Annotated in this window: 18 protein-coding genes; 7 read left to right on the forward strand and 11 right to left on the reverse strand. The window is 53.0% G+C overall.

From position 1 onward, the window contains the following. The 3 genes from arsS to AC5FXQ_RS11740 are packed head-to-tail and all read left to right on the forward strand — an operon-like array spanning position 1 to position 2,189. Positions 1 to 1,065, forward strand: coding sequence for an arsenosugar biosynthesis radical SAM (seleno)protein ArsS (arsS, locus tag AC5FXQ_RS11730; RefSeq protein ID WP_493602614.1), 1,065 nt, complete (start codon positions 1 to 3; stop codon positions 1,063 to 1,065). Between the two features lie 7 nt (positions 1,066 to 1,072). Next, entirely contained in the window at positions 1,073 to 1,591 is a 519-nt protein-coding gene (locus tag AC5FXQ_RS11735; protein ID WP_493602615.1) for a rhodanese-like domain-containing protein, read from the forward strand. Next, entirely contained in the window at positions 1,584 to 2,189 is a 606-nt protein-coding gene (locus tag AC5FXQ_RS11740) for a TIGR04282 family arsenosugar biosynthesis glycosyltransferase (protein WP_493602616.1), read from the forward strand. The genes AC5FXQ_RS11735 and AC5FXQ_RS11740 overlap by 8 nt, the downstream gene beginning before the upstream one ends. A gap of 3 nt (positions 2,190 to 2,192) precedes the next feature. Here the strand turns inward: AC5FXQ_RS11740 and AC5FXQ_RS11745 are convergent, their stop codons facing one another. Further along, positions 2,193 to 3,359: a L,D-transpeptidase family protein gene (locus AC5FXQ_RS11745; RefSeq protein ID WP_493602617.1), complete on the reverse strand. Its 1,167-nt coding sequence runs from the start codon at positions 3,357 to 3,359 to the stop codon at positions 2,193 to 2,195. Between the two features lie 203 nt (positions 3,360 to 3,562). Between AC5FXQ_RS11745 and AC5FXQ_RS11750 the strand changes: the two genes are divergently transcribed. Continuing rightward, positions 3,563 to 4,246 (forward strand): DUF2461 domain-containing protein, encoded by a 684-nt coding sequence (locus tag AC5FXQ_RS11750; protein ID WP_493602618.1) that lies wholly within the window; start codon positions 3,563 to 3,565, stop codon positions 4,244 to 4,246. A gap of 68 nt (positions 4,247 to 4,314) precedes the next feature. Here the strand turns inward: AC5FXQ_RS11750 and AC5FXQ_RS11755 are convergent, their stop codons facing one another. Genes AC5FXQ_RS11755 through AC5FXQ_RS11775 form a run of 5 tightly spaced genes read right to left on the reverse strand, consistent with a single transcriptional unit; the run spans position 4,315 to position 9,366 of the window. Then, entirely contained in the window at positions 4,315 to 4,908 is a 594-nt protein-coding gene (locus tag AC5FXQ_RS11755) for a class I SAM-dependent methyltransferase (protein ID WP_493602619.1), read from the reverse strand. A 58-nt stretch (positions 4,909 to 4,966) separates the two neighbouring features. Then, on the reverse strand, positions 4,967 to 5,803 hold the full coding sequence (bla, locus tag AC5FXQ_RS11760; protein WP_493602620.1) for a subclass B1 metallo-beta-lactamase: 837 nt from the start codon (positions 5,801 to 5,803) through the stop codon (positions 4,967 to 4,969). A 14-nt stretch (positions 5,804 to 5,817) separates the two neighbouring features. Then, positions 5,818 to 7,176 (reverse strand): MptA/MptB family glycosyltransferase, encoded by a 1,359-nt coding sequence (locus AC5FXQ_RS11765; protein ID WP_493602621.1) that lies wholly within the window; start codon positions 7,174 to 7,176, stop codon positions 5,818 to 5,820. Further along, positions 7,173 to 8,654 (reverse strand): cellulose synthase family protein, encoded by a 1,482-nt coding sequence (locus AC5FXQ_RS11770; protein ID WP_493602622.1) that lies wholly within the window; start codon positions 8,652 to 8,654, stop codon positions 7,173 to 7,175. The genes AC5FXQ_RS11765 and AC5FXQ_RS11770 overlap by 4 nt, the downstream gene beginning before the upstream one ends. Before the next feature lie 19 nt (positions 8,655 to 8,673). Further along, entirely contained in the window at positions 8,674 to 9,366 is a 693-nt protein-coding gene (locus tag AC5FXQ_RS11775) for a glycosyltransferase family 2 protein (RefSeq protein WP_493602623.1), read from the reverse strand. A 135-nt stretch (positions 9,367 to 9,501) separates the two neighbouring features. Between AC5FXQ_RS11775 and AC5FXQ_RS11780 the strand changes: the two genes are divergently transcribed. Beyond that, positions 9,502 to 9,990 (forward strand): peroxiredoxin, encoded by a 489-nt coding sequence (locus AC5FXQ_RS11780; protein WP_196115807.1) that lies wholly within the window; start codon positions 9,502 to 9,504, stop codon positions 9,988 to 9,990. 78 nt (positions 9,991 to 10,068) lie between these two features. Here AC5FXQ_RS11780 and AC5FXQ_RS11785 read toward each other — a convergent pair whose 3' ends face one another. The 5 genes from AC5FXQ_RS11785 to AC5FXQ_RS11805 all read right to left on the reverse strand — a co-directional run bounded on the left by AC5FXQ_RS11785 (position 10,069) and on the right by AC5FXQ_RS11805 (position 17,463). Further along, complete coding sequence (locus AC5FXQ_RS11785; RefSeq protein ID WP_493602624.1) at positions 10,069 to 10,653, reverse strand: hypothetical protein; 585 nt, start codon at positions 10,651 to 10,653, stop codon at positions 10,069 to 10,071. Positions 10,654 to 10,792: 139 nt separating this feature from the next. Further along, the gene (locus AC5FXQ_RS11790; protein ID WP_493602625.1) at positions 10,793 to 11,374 is read right to left on the reverse strand and encodes a hypothetical protein; all 582 of its coding nucleotides are present in this window, start codon (positions 11,372 to 11,374) and stop codon (positions 10,793 to 10,795) included. A 144-nt stretch (positions 11,375 to 11,518) separates the two neighbouring features. Continuing rightward, the gene (locus tag AC5FXQ_RS11795) at positions 11,519 to 11,758 is read right to left on the reverse strand and encodes a hypothetical protein (protein WP_493602626.1); all 240 of its coding nucleotides are present in this window, start codon (positions 11,756 to 11,758) and stop codon (positions 11,519 to 11,521) included. A 212-nt stretch (positions 11,759 to 11,970) separates the two neighbouring features. Further along, positions 11,971 to 15,597: a T9SS-dependent M36 family metallopeptidase gene (locus tag AC5FXQ_RS11800; protein WP_493602627.1), complete on the reverse strand. Its 3,627-nt coding sequence runs from the start codon at positions 15,595 to 15,597 to the stop codon at positions 11,971 to 11,973. 507 nt (positions 15,598 to 16,104) lie between these two features. Beyond that, positions 16,105 to 17,463 carry a neutral/alkaline non-lysosomal ceramidase N-terminal domain-containing protein gene (locus AC5FXQ_RS11805; protein WP_493602628.1) on the reverse strand — a complete coding sequence of 453 codons (1,359 nt, stop codon included), beginning with the start codon at positions 17,461 to 17,463 and terminating at the stop codon, positions 16,105 to 16,107. A 240-nt stretch (positions 17,464 to 17,703) separates the two neighbouring features. Here AC5FXQ_RS11805 and AC5FXQ_RS11810 point away from each other — a divergent pair, with 240 nt between their 5' ends. Further along, entirely contained in the window at positions 17,704 to 19,956 is a 2,253-nt protein-coding gene (locus AC5FXQ_RS11810) for a Tex family protein (RefSeq protein WP_493602629.1), read from the forward strand. A gap of 166 nt (positions 19,957 to 20,122) precedes the next feature. After that, entirely contained in the window at positions 20,123 to 20,872 is a 750-nt protein-coding gene (locus tag AC5FXQ_RS11815; RefSeq protein ID WP_493602630.1) for a YgaP-like transmembrane domain, read from the forward strand. Positions 20,873 to 20,897: the final 25 nt, after the last annotated feature.

Here is a 20,897-nt window from a genome sequence, read left to right on the forward strand (position 1 = left end):
ATGCCTATACCTGTTAAATCGCTGAAGGCGCAGCAGCACCAGTTTGCCAACCCGGCTTACCAACTGGAGGTGCTGCAGCATGCGGGAACGGAGGAAGGCGATTTTCCGCTCTTCGGAGCTAAGTTGCAGGAGCATCGCCTATACCCGTTGCAGCCCACTGGCACTACGATTTTGCAGGTGAACGTGGGCAAGATGTGCAACCAAACCTGTCGCCATTGCCATGTAGATGCCGGCCCGGACCGCAAAGAGATCATGAACCGCGACACCATGCAGCTCTGTCTCGATGCCTTGGCCAAGTCCCCGCAGCTCACCACCGTGGACCTGACGGGCGGTGCGCCGGAGATGAACCCGGATTTCCGTTGGTTTGTGGAGCAGCTGTCGGCAATGGGGCGGCAAGTGATTGTGCGCTGCAACCTGACCATTATACTGGCCAATCCGAAATACCACGACCTGCCGGAGTTTTTCAAGGAGCACCGGGTGCAGGTGGTGTCTTCGCTGCCTTACTTCTCGGCTTCACGCACCGATGCCCAGCGCGGCGATGGCGTGTTTGAGAAATCCATCAAAGCGCTGCAAATGCTCAACAAAGTGGGTTACGGACAGGAGGGAAATGATCTGGAGTTGAACCTGGTCTATAACCCGGCGGGTGCTTTTCTGCCTGCGAGTCAGAAATCGTTGGAGGCGGAGTTTAAGCGGCGGCTGTTGAGTGGTTATGGCATCGTGTTTAATAATCTGTTTTGCATCACCAACTTGCCGATCAGCCGTTACCTCGACTACCTGATAGAAAGCGGGAACTACAGCAGCTACATGGAGAAGCTGGTGACGGCCTTCAACCCCGTGGCGGCGGCCAACGTGATGTGCCGCAACACCATTTCAGTTGGCTGGGACGGTGCACTGTATGACTGCGACTTTAACCAGATGCTGGAGCTCAAAGTACAGCCCGGCGCACCGCAGCACATCGGCGACTTTGACCTGACCCAGCTCGACGGAAGGCAGATCGTGCTGAACCAGCATTGCTACGGCTGCACAGCCGGAGCCGGCTCCAGTTGCGGTGGCTCTACTACCTAACCAGCCTATGCGCTATACCTGGCATCATCGGCTATACCTGATTTTATCGTTCTGCCTGCTGCTGTCGGCCTGCAAAGAGCAATCCGATGCAGCTTACGACCTGATGCTCCGGCAGCTCTACAGCCACAGCGTCGATACTATTTCGGCTTCGCAAGTACAGCAGCAGCTGTGGCAAGGTACAGCCCCGTTGCTACTCGACACCCGCGGCAAAAGCGAATACCAGGTGAGTCACCTGCCCGGAGCCCGGTATGTAGGCTACGAAGACTTTGACCTTTCTGACCTGAAAGACGTACCCCCAAATACACCCCTCGTGCTATACTGCTCGGTCGGCTACCGCAGCGAAAAAGTAGGGGAGCAGCTGCTGGCGGCAGGTTATACCCAGGTGCGAAACCTGCATGGCGGCTTGTTTGCTTGGGTAAATCAAGGGCTGCCTGTTTATAACGGGCAGGGCCGAACAACAAAAGTGCATGGCTATACCCGCGCCTGGGGAGTATGGCTGCGCAAAGGAGAGAAAGTATATGACTGAGAAAAACCTGTTGATGCTCTTTGTCCGCAACCCGGAGCTGGGCAAAGTAAAGACGCGTCTGGCAGCCAGCGTGGGACCAGAAACCGCACTTGATATTTACCTGCACCTGCTCCGCCATACCCGCGACATCACCCAGCAGCTGCCACTGGATAAAGTGGTGTACTACTCCGAAAAAGTGGAGCAGGATGACCTCTGGCCGGAGCAGCACTACCAAAAGAAGCTACAGCACCCCGAAGGTGATCTGGGTGAGAAAATGAAAAAGGCTTTTGAAGCCGCTTTTGCTGAAGGCTATACCTCGGTGGTCATCATCGGGAGCGACTGTCCGCAACTTACTCCCGAAATCATTAACCAGGCATTCGAGGCACTGAAGACACACGAAGTAGTGGTGGGTCCTGCTCTGGACGGCGGCTATTACCTGCTTGGGATGAAACGCCTATACCGTGATTTCTTTCAGGAAAAACGCTGGAGCACCGAGCACGTATTTCCCGACACCATCGCCGACATAGAACGCCTGCACCTGAGCCATGCCCTGCTGCCCTACCTTTCGGATGTGGACGAGCTCGAAGACCTGCAGGAAAACTGGCCGGAACAGGGCTAGATTTTACTGCCCCAGCCGCACTTCCTCCAATCTGTCATACCCATATATATCTTCCCGAAACTGGATGACCGAAAACTCATCGGCCCAGGCTGTCATGTACACAATGATCAGGGGCACCGGCTTTTTGAGCCGGATGAACTGCTCATCTTTATCAGATGCCAGCACCTTTTCGATGCGATGCTCCGATAGCCCGCTCCTTTCCTGCAGCAGGTATAGCGCCAGGTTTTCGGGGTTTTGCAGCCGGATGCAACCATGGCTGAAGGCTCTTTTCTCAAGTGAAAACAGGTGCCTGTCTTTGGTATCGTGCAGGTACTGGCTCACGCGGGTATCAAACAGAAACTTCATCAGCCCCAACTCATTATGCTGCCCTGTTACCTGTACTATCCGGTAGTTAAAATCCGAAGCGCTTACGGTGCTCCAATCTACAGTCCAGGGACTTATCTTTTGCCAGCCACCCAGCGACTTCGGTCTGAAAAGCTCCATGTCGCGGCTCTCCAGGTAGCCGGGATTGCGTTTGAGCAGGGGCAGGATCTCTTTGGAAGCAATGGAGTTGGGGATGTACCAGTAGGGATTGAAAACGATTGTATGCAGCTTGGTGTGGTTGACGATAGTTGGGAGCTTGGGCTTGCCCACGATGGTGCGCAGGTATAGCTGCACACTGTTCTGGTCGATCAGCCGCAAGGTATAGTCTGGTATGTTGACAATAATGTAGGGCTGCGGCAGATCGTTACTAAAAGCTTCCCAACGGTACAGGCTGTTCTGCAACTGGCGCAGTCGCTGCAGGGGTGGCACATTAAGCGCAGCTACGGTGCGAGGTCCTACAATGCTGTCGGTTTTGAGCGCGTGCCTTGCCTGAAAACGTACAACGGCCGCTGCAAGCTGAGGGGTATAGCGCGTTGCGTTTTCTGTTGTGTCCGCTATGGTCAGGTCACCAGTCAGGAGCAGGTTGGCACGGAGGTCTGGGGTATAGCGGCTGGAGTCACCGGGGCGGAGCAGCAGCTTATCAGGGAAGGTATGCCAGGTGCGGTTGCTCAAGCCCTCGTACTGCGCAATGGCCTGGCGGAGTTGCTCTTTCTGATCCGGCACGAGCAGCCATACCTCCGTAGAATCGCTGGCTATACCCGGCAGCGAGTACAGAAACAGCAAAATAATGAAGAATAGGCGTGCCATGGGCGTTAAGAAAGCGGTGGTATTAAAATGTATGCAAGCGGCAAAAAGAAGGCGCTTGCCTCTCTGTTTTAACAACTTACAGGAGCGATTGGTTTGCTCGCAGGAAAGGTATAAATTGGCTCATCTGGCATGGCAACAAACAAAGCCGTTTACCAATCAGTATAAAGCCCAATGCATCGCTAAAAGCACGACGAAACTAGCCCATGGCAACAACAATAGACAAAACCACACTGGCTTTTCTAGCCGATCTGACACAAAACAACAACCGCGAGTGGTTTCAGGAGAACAAGCCCCGCTACGAAGCCGCCCGCAAAAACTACCTGGCCTTTCTGGATGAACTGATGGAGGAGATGGCGCTATTCGAGCCTGTGGCGATCGGGCAGAAAGGTAAAGACCTGGTGTTTCGCATTTACCGCGATGTGCGCTTTTCTAACGACAAGCGACCTTACAAAGATCATTTCGGGGCCTATGTGGCCGAAGGAGGGCGTAAGTCAATCTTGCCGGGCTATTACCTGCATCTGGCCGCCAACAACAATTCCTTTCTGGCCGGCGGCCTGTGGATGCCGCCCGCAGATTACCTGAAAGCCGTGCGACAGGAGATCGACTACAACCTCGACGAACTGGAGCGCATCATGCAGGCTCCTGACTTTAAGGAGCGTTTCGGCAGCATACAGGGTGAGCAGCTCAAAACTACGCCCAAAGGCTACGACAAAGACAACCCGGCCATCGAGTACCTCCGCTTCAAAAGCTGGAACGCAGTCATGCCGATTTCGGATAAGTTGGTGCTCAGCAAGGATTTCATGAGCACGGTGCTCGAGGGCTTTAAAGCTGTGAAGCCGTTTAATGATTTTCTGACAGCGCCCTTGCGGGATATAGGGGAGGTGTAGCAAGGGGAGGTTGATATGTCTCTGCTATACAATGGATTAAGTTGTCGGCTGATTCGTTGCTGCCCTATTCACGTTGTCTTTTTGGCAATCATAAATACATGCTTTTCGGGATACTGATCAAATTCTAAGTGTTGGCATTCACAGTTGCTTTCAATGATGATTTTCAAATTTTCATTGATCCCAACTGTGCTATAATAGAACTTGTCCTGATGCCAGTCACTTTCGTGCTCTCCATAACCCTTTCCAAACGTATAGGCTAAGATACCATCCTTCTGAAGCATTCCGCACAGCTTTGAAATCACTGGCGAATGCATGGAAAGGGGTAGATGGAACAGACTATCCCATGCAATAATAATATCATACTTCTGGTCGGCTTCCCAGGTGCAGATATCGGCTAGGAAGAATTGAGCGGAAGCATGATTGGCCTTTGCTATCGCTATCATTTTTGTTGAAGCATCTATTCCTGTCACACTAAACCCGTTCTGCTCCAACCTTCTGACCATTCTGCCACCACTGCCACACCCCACATCCAAAGCTGAATCACGACTTCCGCAATATGAAATCGCCCTTTCAAGCTGGCTTAGTCCGTAGTCAGATTCATTATGGTAGCTGTGCCACCACTGTGCTATTCTATCGTATTTCTCTCCGATATTAGATTTCATCAGTCAATAATGCTTCAACTTGCGATGATGTCCACTATTATAGGCTATGAGTAGCAGCTTAATTTTGCTCAAACAGCCGAACAGTATAGTCGAATAATTGTTGCCCACCCGCTTTGCCATGTCCCGGAATAACGTGCTTAACCTGCGGGAAAATGGCTTTCAACTTCGCCACCGTTTGTGGCCAGGCGACCGTATCAGCATCGGCCAGATTGCCTTTGCCAGCACCCAGTTCCTTGATCAGGCAGCCGCCAAACATGGCCTCCGCCTTCGGAAAATAGCCGACTACATTGTCGTGGGTGTGCCCCTTGCCGGGGTATAAAACCAGCACTTTTTCGTTTCCGACTTCCAATGTTAACTCCTCCTCAAAGCCATGCGCTGGCACGGCTGTATTGTTGTCCTTAGCCAAGGCAATGGTCCTATGGCTGGCGTAAGTCGGAATGCCTCGTTGCTCGAAGACCTGCAGTCCGCCCAGGCAGTCGTCGTGGAAGTGCGTGGCGACAACCGCTTTTACTTTGCAACCCAGGCTTTGCTCCACCCAATCGATCAGCTCCAGAGAGGCCCGGTCTGTTGTCGGCGTGTCGAAAATGATGGCTTCCTGCTGATCAATCACGACCATTCCGTTGCAGGGCACTTTACCGAAGCTTTGGGTTTCCAGGAAGGACAGGTGCTGGTATACCTGGTCTGCTATTTTGTGCACCTCCAGTGTTTCGGAGGTATAGCTCTGGCCGTCGCGGGAGACTATACCTGAGGTGTTCTTTTCAACTGTAGTCTGCTCGTCAGTTGGCATAGGTGATTGACAGGAGAGGAGACAGGTAATAAGCAATGTTCCTGAGAATAGTGTTATGTTAGCCAGACTATAAGGCATGCCTGGAACGTGCTGGAAGTGTTTTTTCATAATGTGAGTAAAGTTTATTTGGGCTGCGCGACACTCTGCCGGGGCAGGTTGATATGTTTTTTCTGTTGGCGGTACAGGTATAGCTCGGCCAGCAGCCAAAGTCCAACCAGGGTATACTCCAGCGCCACAAGCCACAGGTTTTCGGTATAGGTACTGGTGCGGTAGGCGGAATAGCTGAAAATGGCCAGACAACTCCAGACTGTGGCGTAGCGGAAGTGACTCAGGGTGGTGAGCGCCACCAGTGTGGTGATATACCAGGGATGCACCGTGGTAGCCAGCAGCAGGTATACAGTGAGGGCTGCCGCCATGTAGCCGGCCAGTCGGCGCACCGAACCCAGCTTCTTCACCGCCGCCATCGACAGGATAATAACCAATGTTGCCAGCGAGAGCAGTGGACCGATTACTGCAATCTGGTTGTAGCCTGTCAGCTGATAACCCAGCCAACGCAGCAGATAGTAAACACTGGCATTGAACTCAAACCGCTGAAAGTACAGGTCGATGCTTTGCCAGATATTGTGCAGCACCTCCATTGAAAGAAGCGGCAGAAACAGCAACACCAAAACAACAGTCATCACCACCCCAAAACTGATGAAGCGTTTCAGGCCCAGTTTGCGCCACACAAAGGGCAGGAACATCAGCGGCAGGAGTTTGCTGCCAATAGCCAGGGCAAAAGGCACCGCCGCTATGAGGTAGCGCTGATAGTGCAGCTGATACAGAAACAGCAGCAGGAAAAAAATAAGCAGTGCCTCCATGTGCAGATTGCCGGTCAGCTCGAGGATCATCAGTGGGTTGAGAGCATAGATATGCACGTAGCGGTCGGGCAGGGCCATGCGGCGCAAAAGGCGCAGCAAAAGTAGAATAGAGCCTGTCTCGGCAGCCAGAATGATCACCCGCATCACCAGTATGCTGCCAGTCAGGCTTTCGGGAGAAAGGGCGGCTGCCAACCAGAACACAGCTTGCAGCACCGGGGGGTATACCGAAAAGTAATGCTGGGAATTGAGCTGCAAAAACAGTTCGGCCGTAAGGCCAGGTATAGCAGGAGCTTCTTCGCCCACAAACTGTGCCGGTAGGTATAGGTAGGGATTCTCACCGGCAAGCAACAAGCGTCCATCCCACACAAAGCGGAAATAATCGTCGGACAGTGCAGGTATAGCGAAGAGGAACAGCAACCTGAAAAACAGACCTGCTCCGATGCCATGCCACACGGGCAACTTTTGGTTCGTGACGTAGGCGTAGATACCGAAGGCCAGCAGCGTGAGCAGCAGCAATTGCGTGAAATTCTCGCGCGGCGTCGCATAGCCCAGTGCCAGGTATACCAGGGCGGAGATTCCCAACAAGGTATAGGACGCTATGTGCTTTCGGGCGAGGGTCATGCGCGGCGGCTATGGTTGAGCGAGTATACGAAAACGGAACCAAAACCGAGCATCAGCATCATATGAAAAGGCAGCAGACCATAATCCTGCAGCTGAAATCCCAGCACGACACCGTATCCGAAATATAATACCAGCAGCCCTTCCAGTAGCGTAACCGGGTGGAGCGCGGTGATGGCATAGGCGTGCTTGCGCCAGGAATCGCGGCGGTGCTTCAGGTTGTGCTTGGGAGTGCGAATAAAGGGCGTTTTCCGACCCAGATAGCCCTCCAGCACCGCCACCGTGTTGTGCAGCGACATCCCCATCGACATGGAAAGGAACAGGAAGAACTCAGGTATAAAACGCTTTGCGGTATGCCACACCGAGCCGGTTTGCTGGTAAAGGGAGGTCCAGTAAAAAGCCAGCAGGGCCAGCAGACTGATGATCAGCAGTGAGCCCAGCGCAAAAAGCAGCTCGAGTCCCGGTACAGTGTGTTTCAGGTATAGCATGGGGATGCTGAGCAGGGCCGTGAGCAGCACGCAGACAAATATGCTGCTGTTGAGCAGATGGAATATTGCATGAAGCCGGGTAGAGAAGGGCATGGGTTCGTGCAGCACTTTGCCCAGATGTTTGCGGGCTGTTTCAGCAGCGCCTTTGGTCCAGCGGTACTGCTGCGACTTGAGCGCACTCATGGCGGCAGGCAATTCGGCGGGGGCTTCTACACCCTGCAGGTAGCGGAAATGCCAGCCCCGCAACTGGGCGCGGTAGCTCAGATCCAGGTCTTCGGTCAGGGTATCAGACTGCCAGCCGCCGGCGTCCACGATGCAGCTTTTGCGCCATATCCCAGCCGTGCCGTTGAAGTTGATAAAGTGCCCGCCGCTGTTGCGCCCGACCTGCTCTACCGTAAAGTGCGCATCCAGCCCAAAGGCCTGCAAACGGGTGAGCAGCGAATAGTCTTGGTTCAGGTGGCCCCAGCGGGTTTGCACCACACCCACCTGCCCGTGATTGAAAGCAGGTATAGTGCGCTTGAGAAAGTCGGGCTGCGGAACAAAATCAGCATCGAATATGGCAATGAAGTCGCCGGTAGCTTGCTGCAGGCCATACAGCAGGGCACCGGCTTTGTAGCCGTTGCGGTCGGGGCGCCGCACGTGCTCCAGGCGCAGTCCGGTGCCGGCGTAGCTGGTGATTTTTTGCCGGATCAGTTCAGTCGTGTCGTCGGTAGAGTCGTCAAGCAGCTGGATCTGGAGCAGGTGGCGGGGGTAATCGAGGGCGGCCACCGCGTCGATCAGGCGCTCTACCACATAGCGTTCATTATAGAGCGGGAGCTGCACCGTTACAGTGGGCCAGGTGTAGCTTGCCTCAGGTATAGCCTCCGGTGCAGGTATGGTTTTGCGGCGGGTCCAATAGAGGTAAGTGAGGTGCAGCTGCACGAGGCTGTAGCAGAATATAAAGGCCAGACAAAGACCATACACGGCAACAAGAAGAAGCTGAGGGATTGTCATGCGGTGGCGCTGGTTAAGGCTACAGGAGTTTAAATATAGTCAATATAATCTTATACCCTGCCAGCACCGAGCCCTTCACCGTGCCCGATACTTTGGACACGCCAACGCGCTTGCGGTAGTTCACGGGTACTTCCACATACCGGATCTTTTGCTTCGCTGCCCGCGCCTGCATCTCCACAGTCCAGCCATAGTTGCGGTCGCGCATGCCCAGCTGCTGCAGTGTGCTGAAGCGGACGGCCCGGAAAGGTCCCAGGTCGGTATATCGGACGCCATAGAGCCAGCGCAGCAGGGTAGTGGCTAGCCAGTTCCCAAAGATCTGCTGCGGCATCAGCGCCCCAGCCTCCCGCTGCCCCAGTACCCGTGAGCCAATCACCAGGTCCGCTTTCCCGTCCAGAATAGGCTGTACCACCTGTGGCAGCTCGCCGGGGTAGTCGGAGTAGTCGCCGTCCAGGAACACAATGATGTCGGGCTGCTCCTGTACGGGCTTGGAGGCGACGTAGGCTATACCTCTGAGGCAGGCATTGCCGTAACCGGGCCGGGGCTCGTCGAGTACGGTAGCACCGGCAGCCCGGGCAACCTCAGGGGTTTTGTCCATTGAATTGTTGTTCACCACGATCACTTCCTGCACCAGTTCGGCAGGTATGTCGCTGATAACGTGTGCGATGGATTTTTCTTCGTTGTAGGCAGGTATGATGACGCTGATTCGGAGCATGCTGCAAATTTGTGCAAAAAATATATGCTAAACTATTGAGGGTCAGGTATGGCTTTTGTAGTAAGAAGTGTATTAACTTTGCAAATTGAACCTTCCGGTATCGGAAAGGTTTTTAGAGAGTAGCTTTTTTAAATTATGAGTAGAGAAGTAGTTAAGATTGGAGATAAAGCCCCTGATTTTGAATTGCAGCGATTAGATGGAGGGTTTTTCCGACTTTACGAGTTGTTGAAGAAGAAAAACGTGGTGCTGTACTTTTACCCGAAGGACAGTTCCTCTGATTGTACCAAGCAAGCCTGTGAATTCAGGGATCATTATGATACCTTTCAGGATCTGGAAACGGAGATTGTGTGCATCAGCTACGACAAGGCCGACGCCCACAAACGCTTTGAGCGGGTGTACCGTCTGCCTTTTACCCTGCTGAGCGACTGTGACGCGCAGATCCGCAACCTGTATGGGGTACCGCGTAAGTTCGGTATCATGCCGGGCCGCGCCATCTACGTGATCGACAAAAAAGGGGAGGTCCAGTATGTGTTCAACTCGCTTTCCAAGCCAGCCGAGCACGTGCAGCAGGTACTGGACGTATTGGACGACATAAACCACGACAGCGTAGCCCAGTACGCGTAAGTTATTTGTATCACTTGAATAAAGCCAAAAGGCCCGGTGTTGTTCGCACCGGGCCTTTTGCATGTTCTTTATTTCGAGCTAGAATATCAGTTCCAGCTTTTTGTCATTGTAGAACTCCACGCTCAGGAAGCCACGCTGCTTGTTGAACAGGATGCGTTTTACGTTTGTAGCCTTGCTGGCGTCGTTGTTTATCACTTCATACACATCGGTATACAGCACATCGTTTACCTCGACAGAAGGGTAGGTGGGCTGGTCCAGATTCAGCTTGTATTCGCCGCGCCCATTCACCGCTACCGATACCTCTAGGCTGTTTTCACGCTTCAGGAAATAAGTAGCAATGCCCGGACTAGCATTCGTATTAGTGTTGCTTCTGGCTATGTCCTCCATTACGCTATAGGCCTGCACATCAAAGTGGCTGATGCAGTCATCAGTGATATTAAAGCCTTCGCCTGGCACTTGCTCCGCTATCAGAGCAGTATTGGCATACGTTACGGTATCACCAACTTCGTTCAGGAAACGGACGGTGTCTTTTCGATCATAAACAAGCCATTCCACGTCTTTCTCGTCAAATTGGGTTGTGGTGGTGTCACAATCTTCTTTGCAAGAGGTAAAGAGCAGTGTTGCCAGAATAAATACGCCTAAAAGTTTAATACTGTGTGTCATTAGGGTGAAAATTAATAGTAATGGTAAATGTTCAGTTGTCGCATCTTAGGTATAGCTATACCTACTAGTAAGAGTCATTTTGGAGGCGAAGCGTTGCAAGGTGGTGCAAAAATAAATATTGCAACTGTTTTTCAGGTGCCTAGAGCCTGCGGGTAGTGCGTGTCAGCGTGCGGCCATTGGCATAGGCGACCTGCAGAAATCCAAACTCACGGTTGAACAGAATGCGGCTCACCCCGGTTTCCCCACTTTCCGGGTTGGCTACATCGTACACGTCCCGATAGGTAATGTCTCCCACTGCAAGGGTAGCATGATCAGGGGTATTGATATCCGGAATACGAAGCTCGGCTCTGCCTGCTACAACCAGACTCACGTGAATAGAGTCAGGCATGCGCACTGCTACTACTGTCAGCGCCGGAAAGCGGCGGTTGTTATGCTGCATCACACTGGTACGGCGGGTGTAGTACTGCTCGATGCAGACATCGGCCGGACCAAAGCCATCGCCAGGTATAGGATCGGAATTAACACGGGTGTTCAGAAACACGCGAACAGTATCCGGCGTGTTGCTGTCTACCATGAGGAGGCTGTCCCGGGCATTGTACACGGTCCAGCTGCTGTCGCCATTTTCAAACTGCGCTACTGTTGTTTCGCAGTCGTTGCAGGAGCTAAGCCACAATGAGGCGCCGAACAAGGACAGGTATAAGAGTAAGCGAATTGACTTCATAGGTTCGTGGGCTATACTGCAAATTAACGAACTTTATCCGGTTGATAGTCTAAGAAACGCAGATTAGTGGATGGAGGTGGTCAGGAAATGAAAGCAGCCGGACATTTGCCCGGCTGCTTTTCAAATTAAATCACACTAAATAGTTTATTCCTGAATCCTTACCCATACAGGCTCTGGTTTCAGAGCTGGTCTGAACACCAGCCAAAGTACTACACCCAGCAGGGTACCCGTCATAAAAGCCGGAACCACTACCATCCATCCCATCACACCACGGCTTTCTGCATCGTGGTAGGTCCAGACCAGCATAAAGATCACCAGCAAGGAGTAAATGGCAAAGGTTAGAAAAAAGAGTAAACTAGCTATATCAGGCAAAAACGTTTCCATGGTCAGAATTTTAAGTAACACAAAGGCGGCATATAAGCCCCATATTAATTTAAACCCGGATAGCTGATGTTTTGTTTATAACTATTTTAATACAATGATATGAATATGAGTGATATGGGAATGATATATTGTATTTATTCTCCTGATCAGGTGTAAAAAAGAGAAAAGCCACCCCTATGGAGGGATGGCTTTTGCTCGGGGTTTATAGTTTATTATTTTCTAATGATCACCTTATGGGTACTGCTCTTGTCGCCATTGCGTACCGTGAAATAATAGATGCCATTGGTCAGGTCCTCCAGTGAAATACTTGCTCCGCTACTTGCGTCTTCAGCTGAGATCTCGTGTTGTGCCACCTGCTGTCCTAAGGCATTGGCGACAGTGATCAGCACAGGACCTGCTGCATTCTCCGCCAGTTTCAGACTGATTCTGTTCTGGGCAGGGTTCGGGAAGAGGATCTCCCGTGCTTCTGCAGCTTTGGCCGTGAGCACACTGCTCTGCGACAGACTGCCTGCTTTGAGCACGAGCGTTTCAGTGGTCGCGTTGGCATCTCCTCCGAATCGGGAGGAAACGTAGGCGGTGCTGCTCACCACAGTCGGGTTCGATACAATGTCCACGTCATCTACATACCAGCCGGTTGCGCCTGTGAGCACATCAGAGCCCATGCGGAAGCGGATCAGCACGTTTTGTCCTTTGTAGCTGCTCAGGTCCACAATGGTCTGGATGTAGCCGTCGCTGTTGCCCGTAAAGGCCGGTCCCACAATGGTAGAGGCGTTGAGCAGCGGGATTTCGCTGTTGTATCCGTTCTGTATCATTTTGCTGCCCAGGTTGCTCCAGGTGAGGCCTCGGTTTGTGCTGATCTCGACTACGCCGCCGTCAAATCCGTCTTCGGTGGCATAACTGTGCCAGAAGCGCAGCAGTGCATTTTCTCCGACAGCAACAGGCTGTGCCGTGATCAGGTACTGATCGCTGAAGGCATCCGGGTCTACGGCAAACCAGGAGTTTGTGCCACTGTGTGGGTTCTTCGTGCTCAGTTGCCAATCACTCAGGCCAATGCCGCGGGCTGTTTTCCACTTGCCGGTGCCGCTTTCCATGTCATCGTGGAAGAACACGGTCGTGCCAGTGCCTTTGTTCACGCGCACCTTGAAGGTACGCTCCAGGGTCTCGCCCTGCGCCATCTTCACTGATTTGAAGGTCACCACGCCGTTGTTCAGTTTTGGCGCATCTTTGCTCGACTCCTGTACAAACACAGTACCCTCTGGCAGTGGATTAGTGATTGATACATTGTTCACAGAACCAGCCGTTTCATTCGTCACGGTAATCTTGTAAGTCAGTTCTGCCCCGTCTGTTACCGGAGAAGGAGTGGCTTGAAGTTTTATAGCAAACTGTGGCTCGCAGGAAGGTGGCATGTCAAAGGCTTCGGTGCCGTCAGTAAGGTCGTTGTTGCTGCCCTGTGTGGCGCTGTAGCCGAGTCCGCGCTTGGCAAATGCACGCCAGATGTGGCACTGGTTGGCGCCGCCGTTGTTGATGCGGTCGGCAGCCAGGATGGCATCACGGGCATCGATAAAGCCGGGGCTGCAAGGCTGTAGTTTCAGGCCGTCGATCACCAATTGCAGGGCAATGTTGTTGCCGCCTTTGCCATTGTGCAGGTCCGGGTCATAGCCATACTCCTCAATCAGGTTCCAGGTCATATCCCAGAGCATCGTCGCCCAGATGAAGCCTACACCGTGCGGCACAGAGATTTCCGGATTGGCGATCATCTTGTAAGTGTAAGGATTGATGCCCATGTCGGTGCTGTAGGGGGCGGGGCGTATGCCGTTACCGTCAGTGCCCTCGGACATTACATAGGTGCCGATGCCACGGCGCTGCGTGCCTGTGTCACCATCGCGCATGGTCATGATCAGGCCAAAGAAGTCGCTCCAGCCTTCGCCGCCCTGCTCAGCGCCTGACAAACACTGCGTGCTCGGACCACCGGTGAGGCGGGTGGAGATGCCATGGCCATACTCGTGGGCAATGATACCGTTGTCGAGGTCGCCGTCACGCATCGGAGGTACACCGCCTTCCAGTCGCAGGGCACCGGTCAGACCTTGAGCCAGCGCTGCTTTCAATTTGTCGCCGTCAGCCTTGCTGATCATGATGGCAGGTATAAGCACGAGTGCTCCTGTTTCATCGCCACCCATCGACATGGCCGGACCGTCTATGTTGTTCACGACGATAACTCCCGTGGCACCCGAAGCCTGTGCATTAAGTGCCTTGGAGATGAAAGAACAGTCGCCGCGGTCTACCAGGGCAATATTACCAGTGATTTCCGCCTGGTTGTTGAATGGCAGAGGCACAGAACCAGCCGGGAGCTCAGGAGCTGCGTTACAGCCATTTGCCGGGTCAGCCATCACGATCTTGCCGGATACGCCCTTTTCATCAATCGCCGGGCCAAAAGCTGCCTGCACGCCGGTATAAGAACCCGCTACTGAGGAAGGAGCTGTGATATGGAGCAGTTTGGCAGGTACCGAGGAGGTCCATAGGTACATCTGCATGCGGCCAGGTATACCATCCTGCAGGGTCAGGAAATTGGCGTTGTTGGTACCTCCGCCATCCTGTGCCTCTGCCATTACGGCGTCCAGCCCCATACCTTCGCCTGTGAAGTTCTTCTGTTGAAAGTTGCCACTGGCCTCGTCAAAACCATAGAGGTAAAAGAGGTCGTGGATGATGTTATTCCAGTAAAACAGGTTAGTAGTGGCTGCTTTTACATAGGTGTCCGGCTCTTTGGAGAGGTCCAGCGGAAAGTCGAAATTGAGGTCGAAACCACCGTCCGGGCTGGTGCCAGCATTGGCGCCAAGTCGGTCTTCGTAGGCGTGCACGTTGTTGCCCTTTGTGATCGTGTAAGACAACAGGCCGTCGTTGTGCCAGCCAAGCGGAGAGGCAAGCGGATTTTCTTTGCCTGTCACTAGTGTTCTGTCACCATGGCTTGGCGTCTCGAAGGGCGCGTCGTATACGCGATAAGTGCCGCTGGAGGCAACTGCCGCCGCTGCCACGCTACGAGGTGCGAAAGCCTGGGTATAGAAGTCCTGCTGTGCTTTCAGGCGCTCAGCTTTAGTCGCCACGCGACCTTGTCTGTTCTGCTTTACAATGGCCATTTTATGGTGCGGGTCGTCCGTCACCACAGGCAGTCCCCAGTTGTCATGTATGACCAGGTCCTGCTGTTTCAGCACCTGCCCGGTCGCAGCGTCAATACGCATGTTCCAGTAATGCTGGGCGTCGGTGTTGTAGATATCCACTTCCCAGGCCAGGCGCACTTCGCCATTCGGCATCGGCTGGTATACCAGTTTGGCAGGTATAGGCTCCAGCGAGATTCCTCCATCAGTCAGCACCACAGCCTTGGCGGCGGCAGGCAGTTTAGGAGTAGGGGCCTTGCGCTCCTTTAGCTTGATGGTCTGTTTGGGAGTGAGTTTAAGAGCCGCTGCCGCTGCGTTGGCGGCCCGTTCAGGAGAGAGGGCTGCCGCATTGCCCTTGATGGCACCGCGCAGATTAGGTATAAAGCGGTTGCCCATGTTGATTACATTGCCCTCACGGTCGATGTTGATGTTGATGTTCGCATCCACCACTTCAATGCCCTGGTGGCGCTGGCGAAGGTAAATGTGCGTAATGCCGTTGTGCTTGGAAGTATACTGGTCAGTGACCACGTAGTCGGAGAGATCGGCAGTGTTGAGCTTGTAGTCCGTCTTAGTCTGATCGATGTGCCGCAGGGCGATGTCGAGGGCAGACTGGGCACTCACATTACCCGATGCCAATAATAGAATCAATCCCAGCAGATACAGGGGATTGCACGGTAATTTTAGTTTCATAGAGGAGAAATTAGAATTAGAAATGCTACATATGGTATTCTTTACTAGGTGTTGTAGATCGGATTCTGGTGTCGTGCTTTGTATTATATAAGTATGGGTGACCTGTCCGGAGCAGGAGGGTACCAGAAGGTGTTTTCCTGCTTTCCGCTGACATTGATGCATTTACGATGCCTGACAATGTCTGGATTTGTGCGTCATAACATCATTTTAAAGCTGATTGTATGCCTTTTTGCACCTTTTGGAGATTTTAGTCTATGAAGTGTGAGAGGCGGTAAGGAACTGACAGTTCTGGCGAATTTTGAGCGTTATGGAAGACAGAAGTGAAGGAAAGAGAAGTCGGGAGGGAATTATTTGGCAGGCTTACTGCGGCTGCGTATTGTATTTTTTTATAATACCTGATAGGCTATATAAAATAAGGAATAGGATATAATTTATCTATATGCTGGTGTTCTATTACTGAAATATTGCACTAAAATTCTATGAAAAAAATTTAAACATTTTTGCAGATCAGTTGTTTCGTCCGTCATCTGACTGATACCTGCGCATTATCTGTTCTAAGACCTCCGTCAGATAGCTTCCGCTTTGCGGGCCGTAAAAGTTCATGGAGCGGGTCTCGTATTTCTTCAACCGGTGGTGCCGGTCAGGTGTTATATAGCCGATGTACCCGCCATTGAACCCGGTCACGACCACAGGGCGACCTTGCTGCTCCAGTTCAGGTATAAACTCACCGGAGTAGTCAGCCGGAACGCCAAGCAGCAGTGCATCGCCAAGCTGCATACTATTAATATAAGTGGGGTATTTGCCGAACAACCCATTAAACAAGAAAGGAGCAAAACGGTAATTGGCGTTGAGACGCCACTGCGGCTTGGGCAAGAGGACGGAATGCTTGGCATACCCGATGCGAGCCGTGTTTTTTAGCTCAACTGCCGGCAGCTTCTCCACTATGGCAGCTGCCAGCTGCTGTCCGACGGCAGCTGTGCTCTCGTAGGTGTCGCCGTGCGGTGCCACTACGGCCTGACTACCAACCGCGCCAGCTGCGAAAGCAGCAAAGTCCACTCTTTTTTCCAACTGGTCCACCAATTCTCCCGGGTAATCACGCGAAAGCACCGGGTCCATAGACGGCAGGATGGTGGGGTGGGCTGCAAAGGTGGCCAGTACAGCCGTTTTACCAGAGACTTGTTCTATTTTGAAGAAACGGATGGTGGTATCCCTTCCCACCAAAGAGCCTGTCAGGCGGTTGCGTACCAGGTGGGGCGCATAAGCGACTCCATAGCCGATTTGGGCGGCCTGCTTGTTCTGCCTGGCCAGCTGTATACTCTGCACAATATGGACTGCGGTCTGCTGCACCAGCTGCTTGCTATACCTGCCAGCCATAAGTCTGCCAACCAGTTTTTGCCCCCAGCCTCCGAAGCTGGTGTGGGTATGGGTGGCGCTCAGGTATACCTGTCCGGGACTAAGTCCCAATGCTTCATACTCTTTTTCCAGCGCCGCAGCCACCGTCATGGGAGCAATGAGCATGTCCAGTGCCACAAAAATGACCTCTGCCTTCCCGTTGTCAAAGGCAAAGGTGCGAACCCACACCGAGTCGTGCACGGAGTTATACCGGAGCCCTTTGCGCTTGCCATAACCTGCCAGCGGACTACCCACAGGAGGGGTGATGTTTACTTTGGCCCAGCCGATCTGCAACGAATCACCCTCACTGACAATCGGAGACTGGTTTTCGAGCTTCTGCAAGGTATGGCGGTAGTAGTCGGTCTGTGCGTAGGGGGTATGGTCGATGCGCTGCACCACGCAGCTCTGCATCGCGCAAAGCAACAGGCTGAGCAGCGCCCAAAGACTAGTAGTATCGTGTTTCAGAAATCTCAAGCTTACGAAGGTATAAAAATATTAAGCAAACAGTACGACAGCCTTTTAAGGGCAGCGGTCAATTTACAGGCCTAAGTTGTTTCGCTTTCAGGCAATATCGTTTAAATTTGACGTTCCTTATGGAAATAGGCTAGCCCCTGCTGCAGGGGTAATTGTGTGGGAGAATACTGTAGGGCCGCTTGTATACCTTGCCATTACGCCGCTCCCCGCCACTGTTTTGCTTATTTTTTACCGAAATACATGGAATTAAACGTTGACCATTTAATCAAGATTGCCACCGAGCTGTCCATTACCATCAAGCAGGTGGAAGCCACGGCAACCTTGCTCGATGAAGGCGCCACGGTGCCTTTCATCTCCCGTTACAGAAAAGAGGCCACCGGTTCGCTCGACGAAGTGCAGGTAGCTGCCGTGCGCGACCGCCTGGAGCAGCTGCGCGAGCTCGACAAGCGCCGCGAGAGCATCCTCAAGTCTATCCGCGACCAGGAGAAGCTGACGCCGGAGCTGGAGGCGCAGATCATAGCCGCCGAAACCATGGCCGTGCTCGAAGACATTTACCTGCCTTACAAGCCGAAGCGCCGCACCCGCGCCACCATCGCCCGTGAAAAGGGACTGGAGCCGCTGGCGCAGCGCCTGTTCGAACAGGAGAACATCGATGTGACTGCCGAGGCTGCCAATTTCATCTCGGAAGAGAAAGAAGTAAAAGATGCTGAAGAGGCACTGGCCGGTGCCCGCGATATCATGGCCGAGTGGATGAACGAGAATGCCGAGGCACGTGCCACCATGCGACAGCTTTTCGAAAAGAAGGGCACCTTCAAGAGCCGCGTGATGATGGGCAAAGAAGAGGAAGGCCAGAAGTTTAAGGACTACTTCGACTGGGAAGAGCCGATCGAGAAAGCACCTTCACATCGAATATTGGCCATGCGCCGCGGCGAAACTGAAATGGTACTGCTGCTCAGCGCCCAGCCGGATGAAGAGGAAGCACTGGAGAGACTGGAACGCATGTTCGTGAAAGGCAACAATGCTGCCTCTGAACAGGTGAAACTGGCCGCAAAGGATTGCTATAAACGTATGCTCAAGCTGAGCATGGAGACAGAAGTGCGCCTGACATCAAAGAAACGTGCCGACGAAGAAGCGATTCGCGTATTTGCCGACAACCTGCGCCAACTGCTGCTCTCTTCGCCACTTGGTCAGAAGACGGTCCTGGCACTGGACCCAGGATTTAGAACCGGTGTGAAGTCGGTGGTGCTCGACAAGCAGGGCAAACTGCTGCACAACGAGACAATCTACCCGCACACGGGTCAGCACAAGGAAAGCGAAGCTGCCCAGGCAGTCAGGTATATGGTGACCCGATTTGAGGTAGAGGCCATTGCCATTGGTAACGGTACCGCCAGCCGCGAAACGGAGGCCTTCGTGAAGAGCCTGAAACTACCAGCTTCGGTACAGGTGGTGATGGTGAACGAAAGCGGCGCCTCTATCTACTCCGCCTCAGACGTAGCCCGTGAAGAGTTCCCGGATCAGGATGTGACGGTGCGTGGCGCTGTTTCCATTGGTCGCCGTCTGATGGACCCATTGGCTGAACTCGTGAAGATCGATCCGAAGTCGATCGGAGTTGGACAGTACCAGCACGACGTGGACCAGACTGCCTTGAAGCACTCGCTGGATGATGTGGTGATGAGCTGCGTGAACGCCGTGGGGGTGGAAGTAAACACCGCCAGCAAGCAGCTACTAACATATGTGTCAGGTTTAGGCCCTTCACTTGCGCAGAACATCGTAGAATACCGAAACCAAAACGGACCGTTCCGTACGCGCACTGAACTGAAGAAAGTACCGCGTCTGGGTGATAAGGCCTTTGAGCAGGCGGCAGGTTTCTTAAGAATCCGTGATGCTAAAAACCCGTTGGACGCCTCGGCCGTGCACCCGGAAAGCTACCCGATCGTGGAGCAGATGGCTAAAGACCTGGGCGTAACCGTGCAGGACCTGATGCAGAAAGAGGAACTGCGCAAGCAGATCAACCTGAAAAACTACGTGACCGATACAGTAGGTCTGCCGACGCTGCAGGACATCTTAAGCGAACTGGCCAAGCCAGGCCGTGACCCACGCCAGACCTTTGAGGCATTCAGTTTCACAGAAGGCGTGAACGAGATGAAAGACCTGCGCGAAGGCATGAAGCTCCCTGGCCTTGTGACTAACATCACCGCCTTCGGTGCCTTTGTGGACATAGGAGTACACCAGGATGGACTCGTACACGTGAGCCACCTGTCGGACCGCTTCGTGAGCAACCCGCATGATGTGGTGAAGGTAGGACAGAAGGTAGATGTAACCGTGCTGGAAGTGGACGTGCCACGCAAGCGTATCTCCCTGAGCATGAAAGGCGACCCTACTGCAGCAAGACCTGCTGGAGGTGGTGGCAAAAAAGGTGGCGCCAAGCGCGAAGAAGAGCCAGCCAACGATTTCGCAGCGAAACTAGCCATGCTGAAAGGCAAGTTTAAGTAAGCTATACCTAATGAATGTATAGAAAAGCCCCGGTGAACAGCCGGGGCTTTGTTGTTTAAGGTCAGCTTAGCCAGATCTCCATTCTTATTAAAATAACTGTATAGCAACAATAATAGACCCTAAGCACGTATCCAATAAAATCTAAATAGAACAAAACAAATAAGCTATGGATACATACAAACCTAATTACTCCAAAATGCTTCACACGGAGCATATTTTTCCACCTGCTTCCGGGTCGAGCCATATCAATGTGAGCAGGCCGGAGCGTGTGCTCTCGGCAGTGGGTGGAGCGGCACTGGCCCTTGTGGGGCTGCGACAGTCAGGAACTGCCGGTTTACTGTCAACGCTGGCGGGAGGCTTGCTGCTCTTCAGAGGCTTTACCGGCTACTGCCCTATGAACCAAATGATAGGCCGCGATACTGCTGAGAACGAAGATATTTCAGTAGACATCATCAAAACCATCACAGTGCAGCGCCCGCGCTCAGAGGTGTACCAGTTCTGGCGCATGCTCGAAAACCTGCCCAAGTTCATGGAGCACCTGGAAAGTGTACAGTCCAACGGTCCGCAGCGCTCACACTGGGTAGCTAAAATCCCGGGTGGTGTCGGTACCATTGAATGGGATGCGGATATCATCAATGAGAAAGAAAACGAACTGATTGCCTGGCGTTCACTGCCAAACTCTGACATCGACAATGCAGGTGAGGTACGTTTCTCTGATTCGCCTGATGCGCAAGGGACCATTGTGCAGGCGGTGATTTCTTACAGTCCACCCGCAGGATCCGTAGGCGGATTGGCTGCCAAGATGCTCAACCCAATGCTGAAGAAAATGGTGGAGAATGATCTGCGCTACTTCAAGCGTTTTATGGAGACAGGGCAGGACGTGCATAAGCCTAAACAGCCACTAGGGGCCAGCTAGGATATAGCAGCGCCGGGTATATCAT

The organism is Pontibacter sp. LHS1 (assembly GCF_058932855.1).

Coding starts and splice junctions, on each gene's coding strand:
- AC5FXQ_RS11785 (WP_493602624.1), bottom strand. CDS start 10,653: ATGACACACAGTATTAAACTTTTAGGCGTATTTATTCTGGCAACACTG.
- bla (WP_493602620.1), bottom strand. CDS start 5,803: ATGAAAAAACACTTCCAGCACGTTCCAGGCATGCCTTATAGTCTGGCT.
- AC5FXQ_RS11790 (WP_493602625.1), bottom strand. CDS start 11,374: ATGAAGTCAATTCGCTTACTCTTATACCTGTCCTTGTTCGGCGCCTCA.
- AC5FXQ_RS11750 (WP_493602618.1), top strand. CDS start 3,563: ATGGCAACAACAATAGACAAAACCACACTGGCTTTTCTAGCCGATCTG.
- arsS (WP_493602614.1), top strand. CDS start 1: ATGCCTATACCTGTTAAATCGCTGAAGGCGCAGCAGCACCAGTTTGCC.
- AC5FXQ_RS11780 (WP_196115807.1), top strand. CDS start 9,502: ATGAGTAGAGAAGTAGTTAAGATTGGAGATAAAGCCCCTGATTTTGAA.
- AC5FXQ_RS11740 (WP_493602616.1), top strand. CDS start 1,584: ATGACTGAGAAAAACCTGTTGATGCTCTTTGTCCGCAACCCGGAGCTG.
- AC5FXQ_RS11810 (WP_493602629.1), top strand. CDS start 17,704: ATGGAATTAAACGTTGACCATTTAATCAAGATTGCCACCGAGCTGTCC.
- AC5FXQ_RS11755 (WP_493602619.1), bottom strand. CDS start 4,908: ATGAAATCTAATATCGGAGAGAAATACGATAGAATAGCACAGTGGTGG.
- AC5FXQ_RS11795 (WP_493602626.1), bottom strand. CDS start 11,758: ATGGAAACGTTTTTGCCTGATATAGCTAGTTTACTCTTTTTTCTAACC.
- AC5FXQ_RS11815 (WP_493602630.1), top strand. CDS start 20,123: ATGGATACATACAAACCTAATTACTCCAAAATGCTTCACACGGAGCAT.
- AC5FXQ_RS11765 (WP_493602621.1), bottom strand. CDS start 7,176: ATGACCCTCGCCCGAAAGCACATAGCGTCCTATACCTTGTTGGGAATC.
- AC5FXQ_RS11800 (WP_493602627.1), bottom strand. CDS start 15,597: ATGAAACTAAAATTACCGTGCAATCCCCTGTATCTGCTGGGATTGATT.
- AC5FXQ_RS11745 (WP_493602617.1), bottom strand. CDS start 3,359: ATGGCACGCCTATTCTTCATTATTTTGCTGTTTCTGTACTCGCTGCCG.
- AC5FXQ_RS11735 (WP_493602615.1), top strand. CDS start 1,073: ATGCGCTATACCTGGCATCATCGGCTATACCTGATTTTATCGTTCTGC.
- AC5FXQ_RS11770 (WP_493602622.1), bottom strand. CDS start 8,654: ATGACAATCCCTCAGCTTCTTCTTGTTGCCGTGTATGGTCTTTGTCTG.
- AC5FXQ_RS11775 (WP_493602623.1), bottom strand. CDS start 9,366: ATGCTCCGAATCAGCGTCATCATACCTGCCTACAACGAAGAAAAATCC.